Source organism: Moraxella cuniculi DSM 21768 (assembly GCF_900156515.1).
GTDB classification, from domain to species: Bacteria; Pseudomonadota; Gammaproteobacteria; order Pseudomonadales; family Moraxellaceae; genus Moraxella; species Moraxella cuniculi.
In genome coordinates this window covers 32,568-54,424 of the sequence record NZ_FTNU01000014.1, presented here as the reverse complement: position 1 = coordinate 54,424, position 21,857 = coordinate 32,568, and the positions used below count along the sequence as shown (strand labels likewise).

Here is a 21,857-nt window from a genome sequence, read left to right as displayed (position 1 = left end):
ATTGTGCTAAAAATCTAGCCAAAATCATCAATTATCAGTACAATAGAGTTTTTTGGCAGGGTGAAGAGATGACAAAACAGGTGATTGCATTGGGCAGTGTGGTTATGGCACTGCTGTTGGGTGGTTTAACAGGGTGTGAAAAATCCCAAAAAACAGCCGAAAACGCACAAAAGAACAAGCAGTTTGGCGTGGCGGCAGAAGAGACAGTATTTGATGGGTGCTATACCATCGACAAAGACACACCTGCAACCATCAAGATTAGCCAGCAAAATGGCGGTTATGTCATGCAAATGAAAGAACCAAAAGGCAGTCAGGCGATTTGGGACAATCCTGAAAAGCTGGAAGTGTTGCCTCTGGCACAGGGCTGGCAATATTTTTCAACCAACAGCATTGATTTGTCATCAGCTGATGTAGCGGGTGATGTGATTGCACGGGCTGACAAGATGCTAATTTTGCTACAAACTCACCAAGCCAGTGCCAATACCAATCCAATGCTTGACAGTCGCTATGTCGTATCGCTGATGGGTGCGGTCAATACCATCTACCAAGTGCCATGCGATGATACGCCTGTTGATTTGATAAACAATTTCCATAAAAATTCACAAAAGGGCTAGAACAATGGGATTTTTGGGCTATTTATTGATGGGTTCGGTGGTGTATGTTGTTGCATTTATGATAAATATCAAACTGCTCCGCCAAAAACGCCAAACAGGCGAAATAGACAGCATGACACACCCTGTGATGATTGCATATCTGCTTGGCTGCTTTGTGGTGATGCTTGGGGTGTCGATGTTATTGGGCAGATTTGTGCTGAATCATCAAGGCTTTGACTGGGCATTTATCGGTGTCAATAGTTTGGTGGCGACGGTGATTTTTTATTTTGGGCTAAATCCTGATACCAGTCAGATGGATTTGCCTGATTGAGTTGATTGGTGGGCTGACAGATTGGCAAAGGCCACCATCAAAGCAAAAGCAAAATCACACCACAAGCACCCAAAACTTTGCAAATTGTCATGCAAATGCAAAAAGGTGATGATTATCTGATTTATTCATTGGTTAAACTGATATAACCATTTTATTTACCAATAAATTAATATATTTAAAATAAACAATCATAATAAACTAAATAATAAAATTCACCTTATTTTATCATAGATATAAAAATATAATAAAATCAGTATTTTATGATAAAAATTTTCTATGCTAATGATATTATATTGATATATTGATGAATTTATTATTATTTATTATTTTTATTAATAATTGGTAAATGTGCGATTATCCAAGTTTACCTTTATCAAAAAAAAGCGTATCATGATAGGCATAAATTTGACAGTAGTGCGATTGAGCAAGTTTGCTTAATTTGCCGCTTAGGTTGATTGGTTTGTTAATATTTGGAGCGATGATGAGTAATAAATTGTTTGACTTAATTGAGTCGTCAGGTGCAAAATGGGTGGATTTTCGTTTTACTGATACGCATGGCAAGGAGCTGCATTTGACTTTTCCTGCCTCAAGCATTGATGAGGATACGCTCGAGGACGGTAAGATGTTTGATGGCTCATCAGTTGCAGGCTGGAAGGGCATCGAGGCTTCGGACATGATTTTGTTGCCTGATCCAGATTCAGCTTATTTGGATCCGTTTTTTGAATCCAGACCGACAGTGGTGGTATCTTGTGATGTTATCGAACCTGCCACTTTGCAAGGCTACGAAAAAGATCCGCGTTCCATCGCTCGCCGTGCCGAAACTTATCTTAAATCAACAGGAATTGGCGATACGGCATTTTTTGGCCCTGAGCCTGAATTTTTTGTATTTGACGAGGTAAAATGGGATATTGACCAGTCAGGTGCAAGAAATGTCATCGTTGCCGAAGCGGCTGCATGGTCAACCAACAAAGACTATCCATGGGGCAATAATGGTCAGCGTCCCCATGTCAAAGGTGCGTATGCAGTAACACCGCCTGTGGATCATTATCATGAAATGCGTGCAGTGATGTGCGATCGCCTTGAAGATATCATGGGCGAGGGGCGTGTTGAGGTGCATCATCACGAAGTTGCTTCAGGACAGCTGGAGATTGGTGTGTCATTTAACACCTTAGTAAAAAAAGCCGACGAAGTGCAGCAGTTTAAGTATGTGGTACAAAATGTTGCCAATCAATTTGGCAAAACTGCCACTTTTATGCCCAAGCCAATCGTTGGTGATAATGGCTCTGGTATGCATGTGCATATCTCTATCGCCAAAGACGGTGTCAATACTTTCTCTGGCGATGAATATGCAGGTCTATCAACCACTGCACTACATTTTATCGGTGGTGTCATCAAGCATGCTCGTGCATTAAACGCCATCACCAACCCAACTGTCAATAGCTACAAGCGACTTGTGCCACACTTTGAGGCACCGATCAAACTTGCGTATTCGGCATCAAACCGCTCGGCATCGATTCGTATTCCTCATGTCTCAAGCCCAAAAGCTGTGCGTATTGAGGTGCGTTTCCCTGACCCTGCAGCAAACCCATATTTGTGCTTTGCGGCATTGTTGATGGCGGGAATTGACGGTATCGAAAATAAAATCAATCCGGGCGAGGCAGCGGATAAAAACCTATATGATTTGCCACCTGAAGAAGAGGCACAAATTCCAACTGTCGCCGAAAATCTTGAGACAGCTCTAAATGCTCTAAAAGATGACCATGCGTTTTTGTTAAAAGGCGATGTGTTCAGCAAAGAGATGATTGATGCTTATATTGAGCTAAAAATGCAAGAAGTGCAAAAATTAAACGAAGCGGTGCATCCGTTGGAGTTTGATTTGTATTATCGCTGCTAATGCAGACAGTCTGTACCCCAAGCCTTGTGTTTGGGGTATTTTTTTAAGATTTTTCTGCAAAATTTACCAATTTCGGCTACAATGCAGCTTGTGGCAATGTTGATTAATCATTGCCAAATCATCATGAAAATTAAACCGATAAGTAGACAGACAGTATGCACACCAAACCTAACATTGCAAAAGCAGCAATTTTACAAGCATCAGAACAGCTGTATGATGTCATCATCATCGGTGCAGGCGTGGTTGGCATGGTGGCTGCCATTGCATTGGTGCAGCGTGGCTATCAGGTGCTGCTGCTGGACAATAAACCATTGCCAAATGAGGCGACTTTACAGCAGCGACTTGGAGTGCGAGATGCTCGTGTTTATGCAATGAATCGTGCCAGTATTGCATTATTAGAAACGCTGGGTGCTTGGCAGCTTGTCAAACGCAAAGCTGACTTTGACAAAATGCAGGTCTGGGGTCGTGATGATTTTGGGGAGTTGATATTTTGTGATGATAATAAGCAAGGGCGTTGTCAGCCGCTTGGTTCAATGGTGGAACCATCTGTGCTTGATGAGGCATTGTGGCAGTGTGCCAAATTGGCAGATGGGCTTGATTTGGCATTTGCCGCAACGCTACTTGGTGATGGCATGGCGATTGATGAACGAAGCAATGGGGTGATTGTTCGCTATCGGCAACATGGCACGCATAAGGTGGCACAGGCAAAGCTGCTTTTGGGTGCTGATGGTCGGCATTCGCTGGTGCGTCAAGCGATGGCGGTGGGGCTGGCGACACTTGATTATCATCAAAAGGCGATTTGTTGTGCTATTTATACCGACAAACCGCATGATAATACTGCACGGCAGGTAATGCTGCCGACTGGTACGCTTGCGATGCTGCCGATGGCACATTTGCCAACTGATGACAAAACAAACCGCTGGCATTCGGTTGTGTGGAGCTTGCCGACAGCGTTGGCGGATACTTATCTTGCTGAGTATCAGCGTGATGAATCATTGCTAAAAAATCGGCTGGCTCTTGCAAGCGGCTATGAACTGGGCATGGTGGCAAAACTTGAATCGCTGGCAAGTTTTCCACTGTCTGCACAAGCTGCCAAACGCTATTATAAAGGTCGGCTGGCACTGCTTGGCGATGCGGCACATGGCGTGCATCCATTGGCGGGGCAAGGGCTGAACTTGGGTTTGTCTGATGTGGCACAGTTTTTGGCATTGGTGGACAAATATCATCACAAATCACCTCTGCACCCACAGCTGCTGCACGATTATCAGCGAGCGACAAAGAGCCATAATGAGCTGATGATGCACAGCTTTTCTTTGATTCATTTTGCCTACGCATCAGGCTTGGCTGATGTTGCCATGCTGCGTTATTTGCGTAGTGAATGCAGCCATCAGATTGCCAAAATGCCCTTTGTGATAAGGCAGTTTATCAAGCGAGCCAATCGCTAGCTGCAAAGCCAAGTTTCGGCAAAAGACAACACCACCTATGGATTTTGGCAGTTTTATCACAAGACGATTGGCAAAATTTTACGAGCTGGGTTTATGGCAGCAAGATGGAATATTAAAAGCTGGACAATGTCAATCGTCATAGGTTTAATTAACTAAATAAATTATTAAGTTAATTATCAATATGTCAAGCCTTGAGCTTGTTACTGTGTGGCTTGTGTTTAACCATGCCTTTGTTGCCTGTGAGCTTGCAATCAGGCATTTTGGCAGATGGTGTCAGCCACATTGTGATGAACAACTTAGCCAAATGAGCTAAAAAACACCATCAAAACAGGGGCAGCGACATTGGTAATAAAGCCAAAGCTGATGACTGTTGGCATAATGCGTGTGCCACCTGCTTGCAAGATGGTTGGTAGGGCAAAATCAAGGCTGGTAACACCGCCCAGTCCAATCGCTGCCGAAGCTGAATGACGCATCACCAGTGGAATAAAAATCAGGGCGATAATCTCGCGTGCCAAGTCATTTAGCAGGGCAACACTGCCCCAAATCGCCCCATAAGCGTCCGTGATGATTGTCCCTGACATTGAATACCAGCCATAGCCTGATGCCACTGCCAAGCCTTGCATCACGCCAACTTCATCAAACATCAAGGAAAAAATCACACCGCTGATACTGGTAAAAATCATAAATATTGCACTGATTTGTAAGCCTAATTTATTAATCAATGCTTGCCGTAGGCTGATACCAGAGCTTTTTAGCCCAATACCGACCAAAAATAACAGCAGCATAAGCAGTACCGTGGTGGTCTTTTCAGGGGGTAGAAAATTTGCTGGCAAAACTCTGCCCATGACAAAGCCCAGCACCAGACAGACAAGCTGAACCAGACTGCCGTGTAGGCTGATTTTTGGTTTGTTTGTAGGGTTTGTTGGGTTTTGGGCATTGTGATGAGTGTGTAATTTGTCAAATATCACCAAGCTAATCAGTCCAGCACTGATGGTCAGCCCAATGAGTGCAAACAGATATTTGGCAATATCATCAACTTTTTTTGCCAAGTCATCAACCAGCCCAAGCTCGATGCCGATGACGATGAGAATAAGATACACCAAGCCGTTCAATGCCTGCTCGCTTGTTTTTGCCCATGATTTGGATATCGGCAGCATAAATCCAATAAACATTGGGCTTAAAATCAGCAGCAGTGTTACTATCCCTTGCATAATGACTCCACAGTGGCTTGGTTGCTAAAAACGATATATTATAACACTTTTAAGCAAAAATACCACAATTTGCGGCATTAATTTTGTCAAAATCGTGGCGAAGTTTGCCCATTTTGACACATTCTGGCGATTGTCTTACCAAAATCATCACTTGGGGAAAAATACATTTGGATTTTTGTCCATTTTGGCGTAAAATTGACAGTTTGTGCTGCCAAATTTGACAGCAAAATAAACCAAATCAACGAGCATAAGCTGGAATTGTCAGCGATGGCAGTTTGTGCTTTTAAGTCCAAAAAGGTGTGTTATGACAGATCCAAAACTTGCCCAAAAACAAGCCGCCGCCAAAGCTGCCCTCTCTTATATTGATGATGGGATTATTTTGGGCGTGGGGACGGGCAGCACGGTTAATTGTTTGATTGACTTGTTGCCACAGGTGCGTATCAAAGGAGCTATCGCAAGCTCTGAAGTTACCGAGAGCCGCCTAAAGTCATTGGGCATTGAGATTTTTGACCTTAACCAAGTTGGCGAGCTGGATTTGTACATTGATGGGGCGGACGAAATTGACGCTGATGGCAATATGATCAAAGGTGGCGGCGGTGCGTTGACGCGTGAGAAAATTGTTGCCGCAGCTTGTAGGCGTTTTATTTGCATGGTTGATGACTCAAAAGTTGTCAGCAGTCTGGGCAAATTCCCTGTTGCGATTGAGGTTTTGCCGCAGGCTCGCTCTTATGTGGCACGCCAGCTGGTGAAATTGGGTGGCGAGCCTGTGTATCGTGAGGGGTTTGTTACTGATTATGGCAATGTTATTTTGGATACTTATGATTTGATTATTGATAATCCTGCCGAATTTGAGCAACGGTTAAATAACATTGTTGGTGTTGTTTGTAATGGTATTTTTGCCGCCCAGTCAGCAACACTGATGCTAAAAGCACACGAAGGTGGTGTGCAGACGGTGCAATTTTAGCAAGATTTTGTTTGGGTTGGCAAAGTGGATGCCGAGCGGTGTTGGTGATTGAATTGATGCCTTGCTGGCATCATCACCAACCGCCAAGTGGCAATAAATTTGGGTAATTTAACGCCACATATCCTCATCACTGCGTGGCAAATAATAAATATAAAAGCTAACAAACATCACAAGCAGCGATAGGGTGCTGATAAATATCACAGGGGCAAAGGAGAGATAAACCGTTGCCAAGCCAAGAACAAAGGGCAAAAATCCTGCAATGATGGCGATGGCAAAGTTTAGAATAACTGCAACGCTACTTAAGCGAATTTTGCGAGAAAATAATCGCACAATGACCGAAGGCATCGCCCCGATAATGCCTGATGCCACCCCAAAACTGGCAAAATACCAAAGTGGGTTATCGCCATCGGTACGCAGGTGATTAAATAATAGCACCGCTTGCAATGCCAAGAATAAACTGCCCAGTATCAAGACAACCCCTGCATTAAATCTATCAACCAACAGTCCAAAGACAACAGCACCCATCGCCATGCTGATGGCAATCACCAGATTGGCACGCCACAGCAGTGCTTCGGAGATGCCAAAACTTAGGTCGATTAATGAACTAAGCAAAGTTGGGGTGAATATCAGCAGGCTAATAATCGCAGCAGTAAGCGTACTGGCAATGATTAGACCGATAAACATTGTTTTGGTAATGAGCTGGTGAAATAGCCAACTGGCAATTTGGCAGATGGTATCAAATGCCCAGCCGATACGCTTGGTTGTGGGTAATTTGGCGATGGTGAGAGCATCAGGGTGATGATTGGTTGCCAAATCAGACAACCGCACCGTGCTGATTGTGCTTGGCTGCTGATTTTTATCACCAACAAAGATGGGGCTTTCTTGTAGTTGGTTGATAAGAGGTAACACAAGCAGGCTTGCCATGGCACCGCACAGCAATGCCACTCGCCAGCCATAGCTGAACATCTGCTCATAGCTTAGCGTGCTATCAAGCCAGCTGATTAGCATAATGACACACGGCATGGCAAGCACGCAACCTGCCAGCACACTGCCACAGCCCAGCCCCAGATTGCGTGTGGGCAATCGCTCGGTGATATACACCCAGACGGTGGGCATGATAGCAGCAGTGGCGATGCTTTGGGCAAGTCGCACCACAACAAACAGTATCGCTGCAAGCCAGCCAATATTGGCATAAGTGGGCAAAATAGCCATCAGTACCGTAGTTGCTATCAAGGCAAGCAGGCTTGGCTTAAGTATCGCTTGCCGTCCATGATGATCGCCATAACACCCAATCAGCAATCCTGCCAGTGGTCTTAGCACATATCCTGCCGCAAGTAATACGAATAATTGTACATACGCCAGCCACGACTCTTGGCTGTTGCCAAAAAATACAGGCAGCAGCAACTCTGACAAATACAATACAATGGCAAAATTAAAAAACTCGGTAGCCAAAATCAGGCTGGTGATACAGATGGCTTGCAGATGCTGACGGGTCAGTTGTGTTGGCATGGCATTCTTCCATTATCAAACCGCTTACAAAACAAGAAAGCATCGTGCAATGTTTGGAGGTTGACAAAATTGATAAATTGTTATTATTGTACCTGAAAGTTTACAAAAAAACAGCATTTTTTATACAATATTTCTTATTAATTGGTAAATTTTGTAACAATCAAACCTAAGCTGACATAATGCCACATTATAACAGCCAATCAATCGGCAATAGGCTTGCGATATTGATAATCACACGGTCTTTGCGATCCATATTTGGTTCGCTGTCATAGATAACTGCTTTGCCGTTTTCGATGGTGTGCCATTGAATATCACCTGTATCAGACAGCTTTAATTCATAGGCTTGATTGGCAAGCGTGCCGTTGTTGGATAGGGCGTTGTGCAGCTGCTTGGCAAGTTTTGGGTCTTGGATTAATACGCCAAGCTCGGTGTTGATATTTGCTGAGCGAGGATCGACATTGTATGAGCCGATAAATACTTTGTCATCATCGACCGCAAATGCTTTGGCGTGCAGACTGGTGGTGCTTTGTTCTCGTGTACGCCAAAATCGATTTTCGTTTTCTTCGACACTTTGGGCGGTGGATTTGATTTCGAACAATCGCACGCCAGCAGCCAGCAGCTGTTTTCGCCAATGAGCATAGCCTGCATGGACAATACCAACATCGGTGGCGTCAAACGAATTGGTCAAAATCGTAACTTGCACGCCCATTTTGGCAAGTTTGGTCAAAGTGTCAACGCCTTGTTTGGTTGGCACAAAATACGAGGAAATGATACTAAGCTGGCTGTTTGGTTGCCCCAGTCTGCGTTGTAATTTGCTCACCAAAAAATCATCGAGGCTTGCCTGATTGCTTAGTTTTTTGACATCGTCAGCCAACAAATCAATCGTTGTCCAAAAAAACGGCACTTGCTTATCCAGTAGTTTTTGTCCAATGGTAGAGTTTTGCATGGCATGGCGATACGTGCGTAAGATGCGTTCGCTTTCGGCGACGGTTTTTGATTGCTGAATGTCATCAATCACGCTTGGCTTGACAATATCCGTAAAGCTTTGTTGGTCATCACGAACCAAAGTCTCAATATCAAATGACAGTGGCGATGACCAATAGCTCTCAAAACTGTCGGTAATGCGACCGACCACTTCGCCAACCAACATGACATCAAGGTCGGCAAAGTTATTCTCGGGGGCATTATTGAGATATTCATTACCAATGTTGCGACCGCCAATGACACTGATTTTGTTGTCAAAAGTCATGCTTTTGTTGTGCATTCGCTTATTGCTGCGGGCAGGGTGTGCTAGGTAGTTGATGCTTCTTAGTTTGCGATAGGGCAATGGATTCATCAGACGCACGGCAATGTTTGGGTGCTTGGCAAAACGCACAAGCAGCTGATCTAGATCGCTTGAGCTATTAAAATCATCAAGCAGCAATCGGACAATCACCCCTCGCTGTGCCGCCTCCCAGAGGTCTTTTAGCATGAGCTGGCCTGCCTCATCGTTATGCCAAATGTAGTATTGTACATCGATGGTTTGGCTGGATAAATTTGTCAAAGCGCTGCGAGAGGCAAAGGCATTGGCACCTGTGGCAATCGGATAATAGCCTGACAAATTGGGATAGTATTGGCTTTGTTCATTGATGGCGGTAATTAAATTGCCCACGCCACCGCCTTGCTTGATTAGCTGATGCCGTTTTTGGGCTTGGCTGGTAAGCAGCTGGCTTTTTGGCAAATGCGGTGATTTTGGCAGACTGGCACACCCTGCCAATAGGGCGACAATCAGCACGGTGGCAATATTTGCCAGCAATCGGCGATAATGAACCATATTTAATCCACCCAAAATACAATGCGTGCAGCGTAGGCAATTTGGCACAATTATAATACAATGAGCCAGTTTTAGCCAAAGGCAGGTTTGCGGCGTGGCAGAGCCTCCAAAAACTCTTGGCGTGCTTGGGTGTTTTGTGCAAATTCACCAAGCATACTGGTGGTGCGTGTGGTTGATTGTTGTTTGCCAACGCCACGCATCATCATGCACATATGGCTTGCGTCCATGATGACAGCAACGCCGCGACAACCTGTCAAAGATTCGATGGCGGTGGCGATTTGCTTGGTAAGATTTTCTTGGATTTGTAGGCGGCGAGCATACATATCAACAATGCGTGCAACTTTGGACAACCCCAAAACCTTGCCATTGGGCAAATAGCCAACATGAGCCACGCCATAAAACGGTAACAGATGATGTTCGCACAATGAATAAAATTCGATATTTTGCACCAAAACCAGCTCTGGATTGTCCGAATCAAAGATGGCATCATTGGCAACCGTTGCCAAATCTTGATGATAGCCGCGTGTCAGATAGCCAAATGCTTTGGCAGCACGCATGGGTGTATCAAGCAGTCCATCGCGTGTCAGATCTTCGCCTGCCTTGGCGATAATCTGGGCATAATGCTCTGCCACAGCGTTATAATCAGGGATAAAATTTGCAGTATCAGAATTTGACATGGCTTTCACAAAATAAAATAAAATTACAAAAAAGCTATAGCTTAGCATAAATTTGGATTTTATAAAGCAAAATCGGCAAATTTATTTGATTTTTCGATGATTTTGGACAAATTAGCAGTGTTTGTGGCAATCAGGCAGGCTTTGCTGTTGTTTGCCATGCCAAATATTTGACTGGGTTTACATTTGTACCAGATTTTGTCGCACAATTTTATTTTCCGTGTTATAATGCCCAAAACTTTCTTACAAAAGGACAGATTATGCTACTTAAAGGTCAGCGTTTTTTGGTAACTGGCATTGCCAGTAAATTATCCATCGCTTGGGCAATTGCTGAGAGCTTGCACCGCGAGGGTGCTGAGCTGATTTTGACTTATCCGAATGACAAAATCAAAAAACGAGTTGAAATGGCAGCCGAGGCATTTAACGCAACTGCTGTCATTGAGTGTGATGTGGCATCTGATGCCTCAATCGATGCGTGTTTTACCGAAGTTGCCAAGCATTGGGGCGATGGCGAAAATCGCGGACTAAACGGCATCGTACACGCCATCGGCTTTGCTCCTGCTGATCAGTTGGACGGCGATTTTACCAATGCTACCACGCGTGAGGGCAGTCAAATCGCCCACGATATTTCAAGCTATAGCTTTGTGGCACTTGCCAAGGCAGGTCGTGAACTGCTGGCAGCCAGACAAGGTTCGTTATTGACCTTGACTTATGAGGGCAGTATTTCGGTGTTGCCAAATTATAATGTCATGGGCATGGCAAAGGCAAGTCTTGAGGCATCGGTGCGTTATTTGGCATCATCATTGGGCGGTGAGGGTATCCGTGTCAATGCCATCAGTGCAGGGCCGATTCGTACGCTGGCAGCCAGCGGTATCAAGTCATTCCGCCGTATGCTTGATGTCAGCGAAAAAATCGCTCCACTGCAACGCAATGTCAGCCAAGAAGAAGTTGGCAATGCGGCATTGTTTTTGTTATCGCCATGGGCAAGTGGTGTAACAGGTGAGATTTTGTTTGTTGATGCAGGGTTTAACACCGTTGCCATCAGCGAGCAAATCATGGCAATGGCAGCAGACGAAGAATAAGCTGTAATTTTATAAACCACAAAAACCAAACTTGCTAAGCTGGGTTTGGTTTTTTTTGTGGAAGCTACTAAGCGTGTTTTTGCTTTTCGTTTGTTGGCTTTTTTGATATGATAATGGCAATTATGTGTTAATATTGGAAATGATGATGACAAAGCCTTTTTTGATTGCTCCTTCTATTTTGTCGGCGGATTTTGCACGCTTGGGCGAAGAGGTACAAGCGGTACTTGATGCTGGTGCTGATGTGGTGCATTTTGATGTGATGGATAATCACTATGTGCCAAACTTAAGTTTTGGCCCGATGGTTTGCCAAGCACTAAAAAACTACGGCATCACAGCACCGATTGATGTGCATTTGATGGTTTCGCCTGTTGATGGCATGATTGAGAGTTTTATTCAGGCGGGGGCGGATATCATTACTTTTCACCCTGAGGCAACACAGCACATTGATCGCAGCTTGCAATTGATAAAAGATGGCGGTGCCAAATGTGGCTTGGTGTTTAACCCTGCAACACCGCTGCATTATTTGGATCATACCATTGATAAAATTGATCAGATTTTGATCATGAGCGTAAACCCAGGGTTTGGCGGTCAAAAATTCATCGAAAGCACATTGCCAAAGCTGCGTGCGGTGCGTCAGCGTATCAATGACAGTGGCAGAGATATCCGCTTGGAAATTGATGGTGGGGTTAATGTGGATAATATTGCCGCCATTGCCGAAGCGGGGGCGGATATGTTTGTGGCAGGTTCAGCGATTTTTAATCAGCCCGATTATCGTGCTGTGATTGACGCGATGCGTAACAGACTTGCTGCATTTGCCAGCAAATAAGGGGATTGCTATGAATCATGATACTCAGCGAACAAATCCACCAGCCAAGCAAGGGGGAGCTATTGGTGTTGTGCCGATGGTGTTTAGTGTTGGTTTGTGCCTTGCGACGATTGTCTTGAGTGCGGCAGGATTTGGCTTTCGGTTGATGTTTGGCGATCCGCCAGAGCAGGTATTTAGACAGGCTGCTGTGATTGTGCCTGCATTTGTCGTGGTATTGCCGATGATGGTTTGGCTTGGTAGCATTGGGCTAAATAAGCTGGGCAAGGCACACATTCACCCACGCAACGCATGGACTTTGGGCTGGTTATTATCCACGGTTGCGTTATTGTCCATCATGGGGGTATATAGCTGATGCTGGATAAACTAATTCCTGATGCCATCACCCCTGATGGCATTCCCAAGGGCTTGATTTTGTTGCTTGTGGTCGCTTGCTTGCTGATTGGCTTGGCAGGACTGCGTTATGGTGGCTGGGAGGGCTGGCTGCATACTTTTGAGAATTGGCTCATCTGTCTGATTATTATCCCTGCTTGCACCGCCTTGGTTGCCGCACCGTTAAAATGGCGTGATGACAGCTTTGATATAAAGATGGCTTATTATCTGGGTATGTTTGTGGCGTTATTATTTATGATTGCCAAGCTGCGATACTGGCGGTGATATTCTTTGGACAAACAAACCTTGAAAAATTATAAAACAATGCCATAAAGACCGTATATGGGCTTGCCCCAATCTTAAAATCACAAGCACCATGTGGCAGACAACCATCATTGAACAAGTGGTTGTTTTGTATTGGTTAAAAATGCCACAGGTGCCAGCTGATTGCTCAAATATAAAAGTAGGTTTATGATGACGGATTTGACTTCTTCGACCATTAGCGATGCTGTTGAAAATTGGCAAGAGATGAGCAGTGATGAGTGTTTGGCATTTTTAGAGCAGCTTGAGCTGCTTGAGCTGGATCTTGACAGGGCTTTTGAGCTTGTGCTGGAGCTGATGTCCAAAGAAATTGACAACAGTCGCAATGATGTCATGAAGGCACTGTGGGATAAGGCTGCCAATCTAAGACATGCTCAAATACAGGCCAATCCAAAGGCAAATCGCCTGATGAAATCGTATCGAGAGCTAAAGGAGAGATTGCAGCAGATGACAAACAAGCAAGACAAGCCCAAGAGCGATACACAAGAGGACATGGAGGCGACCAAAGATACTGCCAAATCCAAACCAGTTTTTGGTGAGTTTCAGCAAGAGGCATTGCTTGAGTTTATGGAAGAAGAGTCAGGTGCGATGATTTTGCGAGAGGTGGGCAAAAGCGACCCATTGGTAAGCATTGAATTTTCTGAACAGGTTAAAGATATGCTGGGGGGTGATGTACATTTGGTCGCTCAGGCGATGATTCATGCTGCCATTAGTAGTGTGGTGCAGCGTCAGGCGAATTTTTGGCACGCACATATTTATGATGAAGAGCCAGTGCATTATAGCTAAGAGTATTTGCTATAGAAGATTTGGATTTGCCCTTGATGTGATTGATTGCATCAAGGGTTTTTGATTGTAATCGATATGGGAAGATTTGACCAAAATAACCGTTATGGAGAGATTGATACATATGCTATGGTAAGGTTATCGGCACTGGAGTGTCAAGGTAGGTTTGGTGTATTATTTTAATAAATATTGTATTTTTATTAAATATACATGGTAATTTTATTAATTAATACGAATAAACCTTCGCTCGGTAATGATAATATCCATGCTTTTGTCCCATGCTTGTCTGGGTAGGCTATCCACCAGCTGAAAGTCATAGCACCAAGCGATTTTTAGGCAATTGGGTGCATGGGCAAAAGTGCGGTCATAATATCCACCACCCATGCCCAGCCGCAGACCTGTCTTGTCAATGGCGACAGCAGGGCAAATGATGGCGTGCATTCGTCTGGCATCAATCTTGTGGGTGGTAGGTTCTGCCATGCCCAGATGGTGTCGTCTTAGCGGTGTTTTTGCCAGTGGTTGATAAATGGGGGCAAAGCGAAGTGGCTCGCCGTGCCGTGTGATGGGCAAAAAGCCCTGATAGCCATAGCGTTGGCAAAACTTTGCCAATGGCTCGGTGGGCATCTCACCAAAACTGTCCAAATAAAAAGCAATGTTGGCATTATTTGGCAGTACAGAAAATAGCTTGGGCAAAAAACGACTCGCCAAAGAGGCGCAGTGTTGCCTTGTGGCAGCGTCCAACAATCGCCGTTTTTGTCGCATGAATTTGCGGTAATCGGCGGCCAGAAGCAAGGGGGCTGATTGCGTCATATTTATGATAATGATTATTATTAACTATTGAAATTGATTGTGCATTGTGTTATGCTGACTGTGATTAGCGTATCATAAATTTGCTATTTTACCAACCATAATGTCATGATTGTGATAAAAATTAACTTAATAAAGGGGTCGTTATGACAACACGCATAGAACGAGACACCATGGGTGAGATTGCCGTACCTGCCGAAGCGTACTGGGGAGCACAAACAGAACGCAGTCGCCAGAACTTTAAGATTGGTGGCGAGACTCTGCCTGCTCCATTGATTACTGCAATGGCATTGGTCAAAAAAGCTGCCGCACTTAGCAATGCTCAATTGGGTCGCTTGCCCAAAGACAAAGCGGAGCTGATTGTGCAAGCCTGTGATGAGATACTTGCAGGCAAGTTACAGGGGCAGTTTCCGCTGGTGGTATGGCAGACAGGTTCAGGCACGCAATCAAACATGAATATCAACGAAGTTATCGCCAATCGTGCCAATGAGCTGGCAGGTTCGCCCAAAGGTAGCTATCAGCCGATTCACCCCAATGATCATGTCAATCATGCACAATCAACCAATGACAGCTTCCCAACCGCCATTCGTGTTGCTGCTGTTTGTGAGATTAAGCAAAAACTGCTACCAGCTGTCAGTCGGCTTAAAGATACTTTGCAACAAAAAAGCGATGAGTTTGCTGATATTATCAAAATCGGACGCACGCACCTGCAAGATGCAACACCTTTGACGCTGGGGCAGGAATTTAGCGGCTATGTGTCTCAGCTGGATTATGCACGGAAGCGTATTGAGCAAGCACTGGAGGGCTTGTATCAATTGCCTTTGGGTGGTACGGCTGTCGGCACAGGGCTAAATAGCCACCCAGATTATGCCAAGACTGCCGCCTCTACATTGGCGGATTTGACAGGTTTTGACTTTGTTACCGCACCCAATAAATTTGAGGCATTGGCAACACGAGATGCCGAAGTTTTTGCCTCTGGGGCATTAAAGACGCTGGCAGTCAGCCTAAATAAAATCGCCAATGACATTCGCTGGCTGGCGTCTGGCCCTCGTTGTGGCTTGGGTGAGCTGTATATTCCCGAAAATGAGCCAGGTTCGTCTATCATGCCTGGCAAGGTTAATCCAACTCAGTGCGAGGCGATGACGATGGTGGTTGCACAGGTAATTGGCAATGATACCACGATAACACTGTCAGGTGCGTCAGGCAACTTTGAGCTAAATGTCTATATGCCTGTGATTGGCTATAATTTGTTACAATCAATCCGTCTGCTTGCCGATGCGGTGGCGAGCTTTGATGAGCATTGTGCAGTAGGCATCTTGCCAAATCATGAAAAGATTAACTACTATCTTCAGCATTCTTTGATGTTGGTTACTGCATTAAATCGCCATATTGGTTATGAAAATGCAGCAAAAGTTGCCAAAACTGCCTATCAGAACAACCAATCGCTAAAACAAACTGCTGCTCAGCTTGGCTTATTGACCGAGCAGCAATTTGATGAGATTGTCAAACCTGAACAAATGATTGCTCCAAACTAGCTCTCTTGTTAGCACCGCCAAATTTGGCGGTGTTTTCGGTTGAAAAAAAGCCACAATTTGGCGATAATAGCATATTATCCTCAAAAATTATCAACCTATGTCCCCATCAGATACCACCGCACAAGTTGCCAACAAAGCTGCAACCTCAAAAACAAAGCGACGAGGCCGCTCTCAGGCTGATATTGCTGCTAATAATTTTTTAAAATCTGCCTTTGGGCCTGTCAAACGCTCGTTGCACCTTGCGTGGCTGTGTGATGTCGCCTCTGTTGTTTTATTGATGGTGCAGGCGTGGGTTTTGTCGTTGATTTTTGACAGGTGGCTGGCTGCGTTTATCCCATCGGCATCTTTGCAGTGGCAAGAGGCTGCTGTTTGGATGCCGACTTGGCTGTGCGTGGCAGTGCTGGCATTGGCAATGCTGCTTAAAGTGGCAGTGGGCTATCTGCGTGATGTGATATTGACTCAGGCAGGTATGCAGGTGGTAACTCAGGTGCGTGCCGATTTGCTCAATCGGCTTGGTGATATGGGGGTGGCGAGACGATTTTTTGGTTCTGATGGCGTCATTGCCAATAAAATCATCGATGAGCCTGAGCATTTGTTTGGCTATGCACGCTTTGCGGTGCAAAAAAACACTGCGGTCAGCACCCCGATTTTGTTGGCGATTTTTATTGCATTTTTTAGCCCAATGGCTGCGATGATTTTGCTGGCAACCGCACCGCTTGTGCCGATTTTTATGGTGATTATTGGCACGGCAACCTCGCGTAAGAGCCGTGAGCAAATGGACGCAATGGCACAGCTTGGCGGTAGGTTCTTAGATTGGATTCGTGGGGTGAATACGCTGTCTCGCTTGTCTGCGGTGGATATTGCCGTGGCAGATATTGATAACAGTGCCGAAACTTATCGCAAAAAAACCATGTCGGTGCTAAAAATTGCTTTTTTAAACAGTGCCGTGCTTGAGTTTTTGTCCGCCTTGTCGATAGCATTGGTGGCGGTGTATTTGGGTTTTGGCTTGATTGGTATTTTGCCTTGGCAACCAAATGTGCTGATAACCAGCTACAGCACAGCATTGCTGATTTTGCTGTTGGTACCAGAATTTTATGCACCGCTTCGCCGATTGGGTGCGGAGTATCATGTCAAGGGGCAGGCGATGGCGGCGGCCAAAGCGATGATGGACATGATGAATTTTCAAAGTGTACAAGCAGGTAAGCAGCAGGTGGACTTGGTGGGTGCGGCAGGCTTTCGCTTGACAAAAGTGGCAGCATTTGGTGATGATGGTCGCATTCGCCTATCGCCAACAACACTGGAATTTATAGCAGGCAAGACGACTTTATTGCAAGGTGAAAGTGGTGCTGGCAAGTCCAGTTTGTTGCAGATTTTGCTTGGCTTTGGGCAGTATACGGGCGATATTGAGATTTATGATGAACACCAAAGTTATGCTTATCATCAGCTGGATTTGGCATATTTGCGTCATCAATTTGGCTATCTTGCCCAAACGCCTGCCTTGCTGCCCATTAGCATTGCTGACAATCTACGCCTAGCCAAGCAAAACGCAACCGATGCTGAGCTTATCACGGTGCTAAAAGCCGTTGGACTGTGGTCGCTGATTGATAAGCTGCCTGATGGCTTGGCAACGCAATTATCAGAGCGTGGCGGTGGTCTGTCTGGCGGTCAGGCACATCGGCTTGCCATTGCCCAGTTGTTGCTCCAAGATGCCAAAATCTGGCTGCTTGATGAGCCAACAGAGCATTTGGACTTAGCAACTTCACAAGAGATTTGTGCATTATTGCACCGCTTAGCTACAAATAAAACGGTAATTTGGATCAGCCATGAGCAAACAACAGCCGCTTTTGATGCGGTTTGTCGGCTGTAGGGGTGTTATATGAAAAAACGACCACCATTTTTATTACGCACACTCATCGCTGATCAATGCTGGATGTGGGCTGTATCGTGGCTACTTGGACTACTTACCGTATGGTCTGTGTTGGGGCTGTCGATGGCCTCTGGCTGGTTTGTTACCATGTCGGCAGTATCGGGGCTGTTGTTGGTCGGCAATCATGCGTTTAATTATATGATGCCAGCTGCCATCATTCGTATGTTTGCCATCATTCGTACACTGTCTCGCTATGGTGATTTGATGGTTGCTCACCATGCAGTTTTTGGTCTGTTAAAGTCGCTGCGTATGAAGTTCTTTCGCACTTGGGCAAACCTTCCTTTATCTTTGCGTAGCCTACAGGGGCATTCCAGTAGCCAAAAAATGCACCGATTGGTTAAAGATATTGATATTTTAAATGAATTTATTCTAAAGCTTATCAGCCCATGGGTGATGACCATCGGTGCGGTGGCAATGGTGGCGGTGGCAGTGTGGTGGTTTTTGCCCACGCTGTGGTGGGTGCTTTTGGTGATTGTGATATCAATGCTGGTGGCTGTGGTTGCAATTAAACTTAGCATGGCTTTGGCACGCCAAGAAAACCATCTATCAGAACAACGCAAAACCAAACTGCTTGATACCTTGCCAGCACTGACCTCGTTATTGATTTGGCAAAAATGGGACGATCAAATTGCACACATACAGCAGCTGGACGATGATTATACTGCCTTAATGTTAAAGACGCATAAGTTACGCCGCCTCAGTATGCTATTAATTGGGCTATACATGATGGTGGCTGTGCTATTGCTTTTGTGGGGGCTTGGTCCATTATTCAATATGCCTGCGGCAGTGTTTGCACTGGATACGCTCAATGATTATGGCAAATTCAGCCCAGCAATTGCATTGGCGATATTGCTTGGTTTTTTTGGTTTGGCGGAATTTATCCAAAACTTGGTCGCAGAGCCACTGGCTTTGGGTCGCAGTCAAATGGCAAGGGATAATCTAAATCAGTTGCTTGCCGAGCAACCACAAGCAACACGCACCCCTGTGCAAATGCTTGGCACAACCAGACCTGCCATGATACTAAAAAACGCCACTGTTAAAACCCCCAAAGCCATCATGGCTACAAGCAACCTAAATGCCGTCATCGGCTGTGATAAACCATGCCTAGTCATCGGTGCCTCAGGTGCTGGCAAATCAACCTTGTTGCAGACATTGGCGGGTGAATATCCACTGATTGCAGGCGAGATGATATTTCAGGGCGAGCTGGGCAAGAGTGATTGGCAGTCGGTTGAGTTTGGGGGGCAGTTGGGATTTTTGGGTCAGACGGTGGATATATTTGATCAGACGCTGGCGGATAATTTGCGACTGGGCAAGCCTTGTGCCAGTGATGATGAACTGTATGCAGTGCTTGATAAGGTCGGACTGTTGCCATGGTTGCACGCCCAGCCACAGGGATTGGCGACGCGACTGGGTGAATATGGCATGGCAATCTCTGGCGGTCAAGCACGGCGTATTGCATTGGCACGCTTGCTTTTGGCACCAAAGGCGGTGCTGCTGCTAGATGAGCCGTTTGCAGGTCTGGATAGTGCCACGCGTCAGGTGGTTTGGGAGAGTTTGCTTTTGGCACAAAAATCAGGCGATATTGGGCTTTTGCTGATTGCCACACACCAAAGATGGCAACAAATGGGCGATGTGTCAATTTTGATGGTTGGTGATTAATTTGTGGGATACTGTTCTCATCACCATTGGCTTGCGATTTCTAATTGTTTGATTTACAAAGAAATTTTGTGATAAAATGCTGATTTTGGTTAAATTTAATTTATTATATTATAAGTTTTAATTAACAGACTTGATACGCACCCTGTGTAAAAACATCACAATAGCCAAGTGCTGCATTTAACCTTGGCAAGTTGTCATGCTGGCACAGTAAAATCAAATTTTGGCATTAATTCCCGATATTATTCAATTAAACTAAAAAATCTGACATGGTGTGGCGGCATCACTTGTTGATTGGTGCAGTCTGCGATAGACAGCGATGGTCTGCCCAACCATCTGATCGACAACATAATCATGCGTCATGGCAGGGCGAATTGGGTTGGCCAGCAGAAATTTGACCGTCTTGCACAGAGCTTGAGCAGTCTGCTCTTTTACCAAGCCTTGTGGATACAAATCGCCCAAAATATCAGCAAATGCCCCCTTTGCCCAACCGATAATTGGCGTTCCAAGATGGATTGCCTGCAGGGCGGTCATGCCGATGCTCTCTGGGCGGTTTGCCAGTGCCAAAACCAGATTTGCCGATGATAGCCATTCACGCATATCAGGTGGATTTTTGCCAACAAAAGTAACCCGCTGACTAAGCCCCAATGCGTGAAGTCGCTGTATAAATTCTTCATATGCCACACAGTGATGGCTGCGATTATTGGGATCGTCGTCCATAACGATGGCATGAATGTTGGGGAATTTTTCTTGTAGGTTTCCTAAAATATCAATCAGCCATTCTTGACCATATTCTGCACCAATGGGCGTAGGAAAAACCAGCCATTTTTTATGCTCAAGCTCAGCGAATTGAGCAAAGGTTTGTTGCAGCCAATGCACCGATGAATGGTGGCGGTAGGGATATTTGCGAATATCAACGCCACGAGATACACATTCTAATTGGGGAAGTTTGTGCGGTTTTTCTGATTTTATTTTTGCAAAAATCTTATCAAAATGCTTTTTGATACTGCTTGAAGCGGCGATAAGAACATCAGCATCAAACAGGGCTTTTGAATAAGAATTGAGCGGATAAAAACCGTATAAACTGGCGACAATCTTTGGTCTATTGGCGGCAGGATAAGGACGCAATGCCCAGTGCAGCACCCAAGCAGGGGTGCGTGAATGAACATGGATTACATCGGGTTTGTGCTGTTTGATGATTTGTCTGAGTGAGAAAATATGCACCAAAGCCCACCAGCTTTTTTTTGGCATGGGCAGGCGATGATAAATAGCACCGTCTCGTGTCAGCCGCACCACCAGATCGCTATCTTCGTCAGCACAGCCAATGATAATCGACTCATCTGAGGACTTGATAAGAGCGTGCGAGATTGCATAAATGCCTCGCTCGGCTTCATCATGCTTGAGCGATGAGGATAATTGCAGGACTTTCATTATCGATTAGATGGCTTGATTTTTTAGAAAATCTAACAAAAATTCGGCATGATCTTTTGCCTTAACATTACGAAAACTGCCAATCATTTTGCCAGCATTGTCATAAACAAAAGTTGAACGCACCACGCCCAAATGCATCTTGCCATACATCATTTTTTCTTTGATGACATCGTAGTGATGGCATAATTTTTCGTCTGTGTCGCTGATAAGGTCGATGCTTAGCTGTTTTTTGTTGATGAAATTTTGGTGTGATTTGATACCATCTCGTGATACGCCGATAATGCGATAACCCAAAGCAGTAAAGTCATCAAGCGACTGGCTAAAATCCACCGCCTGCACGCTGCACCCTTGCGTATTGTCTTTTGGATAAAAGTACAAAATCAAGCCATGATTGGCAGTGTCGCTTAGGCGGATTTGGCTGGCTGTGCCATCGGCTTGTACCAAATCTACCGCAAAATCTGGCAATGCAATCGCTTCGTTGCTGTTTTTTGACATGGGGAAATTCCTATGTTGTGATCTGTGGCTATTTTACCAAAAAATACAGAAAAATCACCCCAAATGGCAATTTTTGCTGAATTCTTGCACAAAATTGGCAAAATTTTACCCATGTGCAAATTTTTGTTTGGCTTAATTGTCTGCTTTGCGTTAAAATTAGCCATTTTCTGGCCGTTTGACCATGTTGATTC

20 protein-coding genes are annotated in these 21,857 nt (G+C 45.1%); 13 read left to right on the top strand and 7 right to left on the bottom strand.

The features are described 5' to 3' along the window. Window positions 1-68: 68 nt before the first annotated feature. The 4 genes from BW928_RS08340 (at window position 69) to BW928_RS08325 (ending at window position 4,263) form a co-directional block, all read left to right on the top strand. Window positions 69-614, top strand: a complete 546-nt coding sequence (locus BW928_RS08340) for a hypothetical protein (protein WP_078310212.1) — start codon at window positions 69-71, stop codon at window positions 612-614. A gap of 4 nt (window positions 615-618) precedes the next feature. Next, window positions 619-924: a hypothetical protein gene (locus tag BW928_RS08335; RefSeq protein ID WP_076555769.1), complete on the top strand. Its 306-nt coding sequence runs from the start codon at window positions 619-621 to the stop codon at window positions 922-924. 481 nt (window positions 925-1,405) lie between these two features. Then, on the top strand, window positions 1,406-2,818 hold the full coding sequence (gene glnA, locus BW928_RS08330; RefSeq protein WP_076555768.1) for a type I glutamate--ammonia ligase: 1,413 nt from the start codon (window positions 1,406-1,408) through the stop codon (window positions 2,816-2,818). A gap of 155 nt (window positions 2,819-2,973) precedes the next feature. Further along, a complete protein-coding gene (locus tag BW928_RS08325) occupies window positions 2,974-4,263 on the top strand; it encodes an FAD-dependent oxidoreductase (protein ID WP_076555767.1) in 1,290 nt (429 codons plus the stop codon). A 296-nt stretch (window positions 4,264-4,559) separates the two neighbouring features. On the opposite strand, the gene BW928_RS08320 is transcribed toward BW928_RS08325, so the two are convergent. Then, on the bottom strand, window positions 4,560-5,474 hold the full coding sequence (locus BW928_RS08320) for a LysO family transporter (protein ID WP_076555766.1): 915 nt from the start codon (window positions 5,472-5,474) through the stop codon (window positions 4,560-4,562). A 304-nt stretch (window positions 5,475-5,778) separates the two neighbouring features. Between BW928_RS08320 and rpiA the strand changes: the two genes are divergently transcribed. Next, the gene (rpiA, locus tag BW928_RS08310; protein WP_076555764.1) at window positions 5,779-6,438 is read left to right on the top strand and encodes a ribose-5-phosphate isomerase RpiA; all 660 of its coding nucleotides are present in this window, start codon (window positions 5,779-5,781) and stop codon (window positions 6,436-6,438) included. Window positions 6,439-6,546: 108 nt separating this feature from the next. On the opposite strand, the gene BW928_RS08305 is transcribed toward rpiA, so the two are convergent. The 3 genes from BW928_RS08305 to folE all read right to left on the bottom strand — a co-directional run bounded on the left by BW928_RS08305 (window position 6,547) and on the right by folE (window position 10,437). Next, the gene (locus tag BW928_RS08305; RefSeq protein ID WP_076555763.1) at window positions 6,547-7,947 is read right to left on the bottom strand and encodes an MFS transporter; all 1,401 of its coding nucleotides are present in this window, start codon (window positions 7,945-7,947) and stop codon (window positions 6,547-6,549) included. A gap of 187 nt (window positions 7,948-8,134) precedes the next feature. Next, entirely contained in the window at window positions 8,135-9,760 is a 1,626-nt protein-coding gene (locus BW928_RS08300) for a phospholipase D family protein (RefSeq protein ID WP_076555762.1), read from the bottom strand. 71 nt (window positions 9,761-9,831) lie between these two features. After that, on the bottom strand, window positions 9,832-10,437 hold the full coding sequence (gene folE, locus BW928_RS08295) for a GTP cyclohydrolase I FolE (RefSeq protein ID WP_076555779.1): 606 nt from the start codon (window positions 10,435-10,437) through the stop codon (window positions 9,832-9,834). A gap of 257 nt (window positions 10,438-10,694) precedes the next feature. On the opposite strand from folE, the gene BW928_RS08290 reads away from it, so the two are divergent. From BW928_RS08290 to BW928_RS08270, 5 genes are all read left to right on the top strand, one after another. Then, the gene (locus BW928_RS08290) at window positions 10,695-11,516 is read left to right on the top strand and encodes an enoyl-ACP reductase FabI (RefSeq protein WP_076555778.1); all 822 of its coding nucleotides are present in this window, start codon (window positions 10,695-10,697) and stop codon (window positions 11,514-11,516) included. 145 nt (window positions 11,517-11,661) lie between these two features. Then, complete coding sequence (rpe, locus tag BW928_RS08285; protein WP_076555761.1) at window positions 11,662-12,342, top strand: ribulose-phosphate 3-epimerase; 681 nt, start codon at window positions 11,662-11,664, stop codon at window positions 12,340-12,342. Between the two features lie 10 nt (window positions 12,343-12,352). After that, on the top strand, window positions 12,353-12,694 hold the full coding sequence (locus BW928_RS08280) for a hypothetical protein (protein ID WP_126330840.1): 342 nt from the start codon (window positions 12,353-12,355) through the stop codon (window positions 12,692-12,694). After that, window positions 12,694-12,996 (top strand): hypothetical protein, encoded by a 303-nt coding sequence (locus tag BW928_RS08275; RefSeq protein ID WP_076555760.1) that lies wholly within the window; start codon window positions 12,694-12,696, stop codon window positions 12,994-12,996. The genes BW928_RS08280 and BW928_RS08275 overlap by 1 nt, the downstream gene beginning before the upstream one ends. A 186-nt stretch (window positions 12,997-13,182) precedes the next feature. Further along, the gene (locus BW928_RS08270) at window positions 13,183-13,818 is read left to right on the top strand and encodes a hypothetical protein (protein ID WP_227516578.1); all 636 of its coding nucleotides are present in this window, start codon (window positions 13,183-13,185) and stop codon (window positions 13,816-13,818) included. A 219-nt stretch (window positions 13,819-14,037) separates the two neighbouring features. On the opposite strand, the gene BW928_RS08265 is transcribed toward BW928_RS08270, so the two are convergent. Next, on the bottom strand, window positions 14,038-14,625 hold the full coding sequence (locus BW928_RS08265) for a 5-formyltetrahydrofolate cyclo-ligase (RefSeq protein ID WP_076555758.1): 588 nt from the start codon (window positions 14,623-14,625) through the stop codon (window positions 14,038-14,040). Between the two features lie 143 nt (window positions 14,626-14,768). Here BW928_RS08265 and fumC point away from each other — a divergent pair, with 143 nt between their 5' ends. From fumC to BW928_RS08250, 3 genes are all read left to right on the top strand, one after another. After that, window positions 14,769-16,157: a class II fumarate hydratase gene (gene fumC / locus BW928_RS08260; protein ID WP_076555757.1), complete on the top strand. Its 1,389-nt coding sequence runs from the start codon at window positions 14,769-14,771 to the stop codon at window positions 16,155-16,157. Between the two features lie 97 nt (window positions 16,158-16,254). Further along, on the top strand, window positions 16,255-18,024 hold the full coding sequence (cydD, locus tag BW928_RS08255) for a thiol reductant ABC exporter subunit CydD (RefSeq protein WP_076555756.1): 1,770 nt from the start codon (window positions 16,255-16,257) through the stop codon (window positions 18,022-18,024). 9 nt (window positions 18,025-18,033) lie between these two features. Further along, window positions 18,034-19,743, top strand: coding sequence for an amino acid ABC transporter ATP-binding/permease protein (locus BW928_RS08250; RefSeq protein ID WP_076555755.1), 1,710 nt, complete (start codon window positions 18,034-18,036; stop codon window positions 19,741-19,743). A 252-nt stretch (window positions 19,744-19,995) separates the two neighbouring features. On the opposite strand, the gene BW928_RS08245 is transcribed toward BW928_RS08250, so the two are convergent. Together BW928_RS08245 and BW928_RS08240 are read right to left on the bottom strand one after the other, a co-directional pair. Beyond that, window positions 19,996-21,171, bottom strand: a complete 1,176-nt coding sequence (locus BW928_RS08245; RefSeq protein ID WP_076555754.1) for a glycosyltransferase — start codon at window positions 21,169-21,171, stop codon at window positions 19,996-19,998. A 6-nt stretch (window positions 21,172-21,177) separates the two neighbouring features. Next, the gene (locus BW928_RS08240) at window positions 21,178-21,666 is read right to left on the bottom strand and encodes a peroxiredoxin (protein ID WP_076555753.1); all 489 of its coding nucleotides are present in this window, start codon (window positions 21,664-21,666) and stop codon (window positions 21,178-21,180) included. Window positions 21,667-21,857: the final 191 nt, after the last annotated feature.